Source organism: Desulfobacula sp., assembly GCF_021107415.1.
Genome location: NZ_JAIOSW010000501.1, coordinates 1 through 4,563, shown reverse-complemented (window position 1 = coordinate 4,563; position 4,563 = coordinate 1). Strand labels below are relative to the sequence as shown.

General features: G+C 37.2%; 4 protein-coding genes. 1 reads left to right on the top strand and 3 read right to left on the bottom strand.

Annotated elements, in window-relative coordinates:
* The 3 genes from uvrA to K8S13_RS25860 form a co-directional block, all read right to left on the bottom strand.
* Nucleotides 1–2,177: excinuclease ABC subunit UvrA (gene uvrA / locus K8S13_RS24875; RefSeq protein ID WP_291466437.1), on the bottom strand; the 2,177-nt coding region annotated here is incomplete at its 3' end.
* Between the two features lie 9 nt (nucleotides 2,178–2,186).
* Nucleotides 2,187–2,900: a 4-hydroxythreonine-4-phosphate dehydrogenase PdxA gene (gene pdxA / locus K8S13_RS24870; protein ID WP_367172894.1), complete on the bottom strand. Its 714-nt coding sequence runs from the start codon at nucleotides 2,898–2,900 to the stop codon at nucleotides 2,187–2,189.
* Nucleotides 2,861–3,190, bottom strand: coding sequence for a hypothetical protein (locus tag K8S13_RS25860; protein WP_367172892.1), 330 nt, complete (start codon nucleotides 3,188–3,190; stop codon nucleotides 2,861–2,863). The genes pdxA and K8S13_RS25860 overlap by 40 nt, the downstream gene beginning before the upstream one ends.
* Nucleotides 3,191–3,694: 504 nt before the next feature.
* Between K8S13_RS25860 and K8S13_RS24865 the strand changes: the two genes are divergently transcribed.
* The coding region (locus tag K8S13_RS24865; protein ID WP_291466435.1) for a DnaA/Hda family protein at nucleotides 3,695–4,563 on the top strand (869 nt) is incomplete at its 3' end.

The following is a 4,563-nucleotide window of genomic DNA, read 5'->3' as shown; positions in this document are numbered from 1 at the left end:
GGTTTGTATCCCCTTGCTTTAGATTCCCGGGTTTTGGAAAATAATTCCCTGATAGTGTTAAAAACCTGGGTATAAGTGCCAGGGTTGCTTCTGGGTGTTTTCCCGATGGGAGACTGATCAATATGGACAACTTTATCAAGATGTTCAAGGCCTTTGATATCTTTAAATTTGCCGGGTGATTTTTTGGAACGATTGATTCGGTTTGCAAGAATCCGATAAAGTGTGGATAAAACAAGGGTTGATTTTCCTGATCCTGAAACACCGGTTACACAGATAAAACATCCTAGGGGAAAAGAGACATCAATATTTTTAAGATTATTTGAATTTGCCTGATAAATTGTAAATGATTTTTTAAAACCTTTTCTTCGTTTTTCCGGGATTTCAATGCATTTTTTACCGGACAGATAAAGACCGGTTAAGGAGGTTTCATTTTTGATAAGTTCTTCAGGGGGACCTGAAAAAACAACTTGTCCACCATTTATTCCTGCTGCAGGTCCGATATCAATCACATGATCGGCTGAAAGGATGGTCTCTTCATCATGCTCGACCACCAGTATAGTATTGCCAAGGTCCCGAAGATTCATCAAGGTGGTTAATAATCTTGCATTATCCTTTTGGTGAAGTCCGATACTGGGTTCATCCAGCACGTAAAGAACCCCTGTCAGTTTAGATCCTATTTGGGTGGCAATACGGATTCTTTGGCTTTCTCCTCCGGAAAGTGTTGCGGCAGACCGGCCAAGGGTAAGGTATTCAAGGCCGACATTTTGTAAAAAACTTAAGCGTTCCGTCAGTTCTTTAATAATTCTTGCTGCAATAATCTGGTCTTTATCTTTAAGAGTTAAAGATGAGATATACCCAATAGAATGTTGTATGGAAAGAGAAGTGATTTCCCAGATGGTTTTATTCCCGACCTTAACAGACCCGGATGCTTTATTGAGTCTTGATCCATTACAAAAAGAGCAGGTTCTAAAATTTAAGTATTTTTTTATCTCTTCTCTCATATAAGTGGAGTCTGTTTCAAGATATCGTCTTTTCAGGTTTGGAATCACACCCTCAAAGGTTTTTTTATAAACGATTTTCTTATCCATTCTTTCAACATAAAATTCTATTTCTTCTTTGCCTGATCCATAGAGTAAAACCTGTTGAAATTTAGGCGACAGTTTTTTGAAAGGCTTATATATATCTTCTTTATAATGGGTAACCAGTGCATCAAGAAACTCCATAAATTGAACTGAATCCCTGTTTTCCCAGGGGATTACGGCACCTTGTCTTAAAGAGATCCCTTGATCCGGAACAATCAGATCCGGATCAAACTGGGTAATAGAGCCTAAACCATCACACTTAGGGCAAGCCCCCTGGGGCGAGTTAAATGAGAAAGAGGTCGGTGTGAATTCAGGATAACTGATCTTGCACTTGACACAGGAGGCCTTTTCACTGGAAAGAGTTTCCTCCTTTGCGGTCAAAGCAAGTATGGTTACAAGACCTTCCGACAATGAAAGCGCAAGTTCCAGAGAATCAGTCAGGCGTTTTTCAATGCCGGCTTTAATGATCAGGCGATCTATAACGGCATCAATGGTGTGTTTTTTATTTTTTTTCAATTGAACAAGGTCATCAATTAAATAGATTTCATTATCAACCCTGACCCGGGCAAAGCCATCTTTTTTTATGGTTGAAATCAGTTTTTCATGGGAGCCTTTTTGTCCGGTGATTAAGGGGGCTAAAATCATTATTTTTGATTTTTCATCAAGGTCCATAATCCTGTCGGTAATTTGATCAATAGACATGGATGAGATGGGGTGTCCGCATTTATAACAATAAGATTTACCGATTCTTGCAAATAACAGCCGCAGATAGTCATAAATTTCCGTGACAGTACCCACCGTTGATCTTGGGTTGTGGCTGGTGGATTTTTGTTCAATGGATATGGCAGGACTAAGCCCGATAATGGCATCCACATCAGGCTTGTCCATTTGTCCTAAAAATTGTCTGGCATAGGTAGAAAGGGATTCAACATACCTTCGCTGGCCTTCGGCATATAGGGTGTCAAAAGCAAGGGTGGATTTGCCTGAACCGGAAAGCCCTGTAATGACCGTTAAACTGTTTTTGGGTATTTCAACATTAATATTTTTAAGATTATGTTCCCGGGCACCTTCAATGATAATTTTATCTGTATCCATTTTATTGATCTAATTTTTTTTGGCTTTTCTATTATTGGCCTGGAAGGCTGCCATTTTAATGGCTTCCGTAAGACTTGAAGCGTCTGCAACTCCCTGCCAGGCAATGTCATAGGCTGTACCGTGATCCACTGAAGTTCTGATAATGGGAAGGCCAAGCGTTGTATTTACGCCGTCTTTAAAATGGATGAGTTTAAAGGGAATAAGACCCTGATCATGATACATGCAAACCACTGCATCATACCCTTTGTTGACTGCCTGATAAAAGACAGTGTCCGGGGGCAGGGGCCCAAAGACTTTCAATCCCTGGTCTTTTGCAAGCCTGACAGCAGGAGAGATGATATCTTCTTCTTCCCGACCAAACATGGAGTCTTCTCCTGCATGGGGGTTTAGCCCTGCAACGGCAATTTTAGGACTTTTAATATTAAACCGTTCTTTCAATGAGGTATGGGTTAATCTTATTTTTTTAATAATACCTTTAATGGTAAGATGGTCGGACACTTGGGATAAAGGAATATGAATCGTAACAAGGATAACCTTAAGTTTTTTTCCTGTCAGCATCATGGCATAATCTTTAGTGTTTGTCTTATGGGCCAGCAATTCAGTATGTCCGTGAAATTGAGAGCCTGCAAGTTTTAAAGCCGTTTTTGTAATAGGACAGGTTACAAGGCCTGAAATGCTGTTATTCAATGCAAGGTCAATCCCTTTAATGATATAGTCCTGCATGGCAGTTCCTGTTTCAATGGTTGGCTGCAATCAATATTGGAGATGTCCATGATATCCAGAGTATTAAACAGATACTTTCCTTGTTTTGGATCATTTATGATATTGATGACTTGATTGAAGTTTAACAGTTTTAATGCCTGTTTAATAATATGGGAATCACCAATAATAAGAGGCTTGCATAAGGCATAAAGCCTGGAATCACTTAAAGCTTTTACCAGTATCTCAGGACCAATCCCGACAGGGTCTCCCATGGTAATGCCGATAATGGGGAGGGTATGTGAATGTTTCATACAATCTCTATTATATTAGGGTTAAATGATGCAAAATAAAGTGCAATATACTATTGGAAAATGAAAGTGTAAATATAATTTATTTTATAAAATTGTGAAACCATAGTAATATCTATGCTTGTAAAAAAAGATCCAATTTTTATTTAATTTGAAGCAATTAAACGAAAACAGGAGAAAATCAGAGAAAAAATATTTTTTTAGATATGATTAATTTGCTTTGAAATGTTAAAATCTCCTGAAAAAATAAATAGTTGTCGAAGTGGTTGTAATTTTTGGATAAATTTTTGTTTCACAGAAAAAATTCAATAAAATCAATCAATTAAAAAATTATGCCAAACAAAAATCTAATATTTACCTAACACTTCTTATTAGATTTGACCAATGAAAAATATTTCAATAAAAAAAACATACTTTTTAAAAATTTCAGTTTTATCCGTTAGTAATTGTTAAATTTGCTTTATAAATCAGTATTTCAATTCGCAGTTGAAAGAAAGAAGACTTTTTTTGAAAAATATAGAATCGTTCTGGGAAAAAGTAAAAAGCCAAATCAAAAAAACTCTACCTGATCATAGTTACAGGATGTGGATAGACCCTGTTGAGCTTCTTGAGCATCATCATCATCATGTTAAGCTATCCACCCCGAATGCCTATTTTATCAAACGGCTAAAAGATAATTATCTTCCCATATTTGAAGAAGAATTTTTAAAACTAGGGGTTAATGATATCAACATTGAGTTTAAAGTATCTTCCCAAAAAAAACCAAGCGCATATCCGGCAGTTCCTTTACCCAAAAAAAAATCAAAGCAAAGGCATCTGCCCGGGCTTAACGTAAGGTTTAACAGCGGACGGATGTTCAAAAAAGGGTTTACCTTTGATGATTTTGTGGTGGGGGAGAATTCAAATTTTGCATATTCTGCATTATTATCCCTTGCCCAGGGAAAAATAAAGGGTTCGAGTATTCTCTATCTTTTAGCTAAAACCGGTCTTGGAAAAAGTCATTTGTCCCAGGCAGTCGGACATCATATCATTACAAACAACCTTTCCAAAAGGGTCTATTATATAACAGCAGAAGATTTTACCAATGAAATGATATTTTCTTTGAGAAACAATACCATTGAGCGATTCAAAGAAAAATACAGGCAAAAATGTGACGTATTGATTCTTGAAGATGTTCAATTCCTATCCGGAAAGGATGCAACACAAAAAGAACTTGCCATGACATTGGATTATCTTCTTGAAGCAGATAAAAAAATTATTTTTTCAGGATGTGAGCTTCCGGATGATATTCCTAAACTCAACGACCAGCTAAAGTCTCGTTTAACCCTTGGACTTGTCACACAAATTGATCCGCCAAATTATGCAACCCGGGTCAG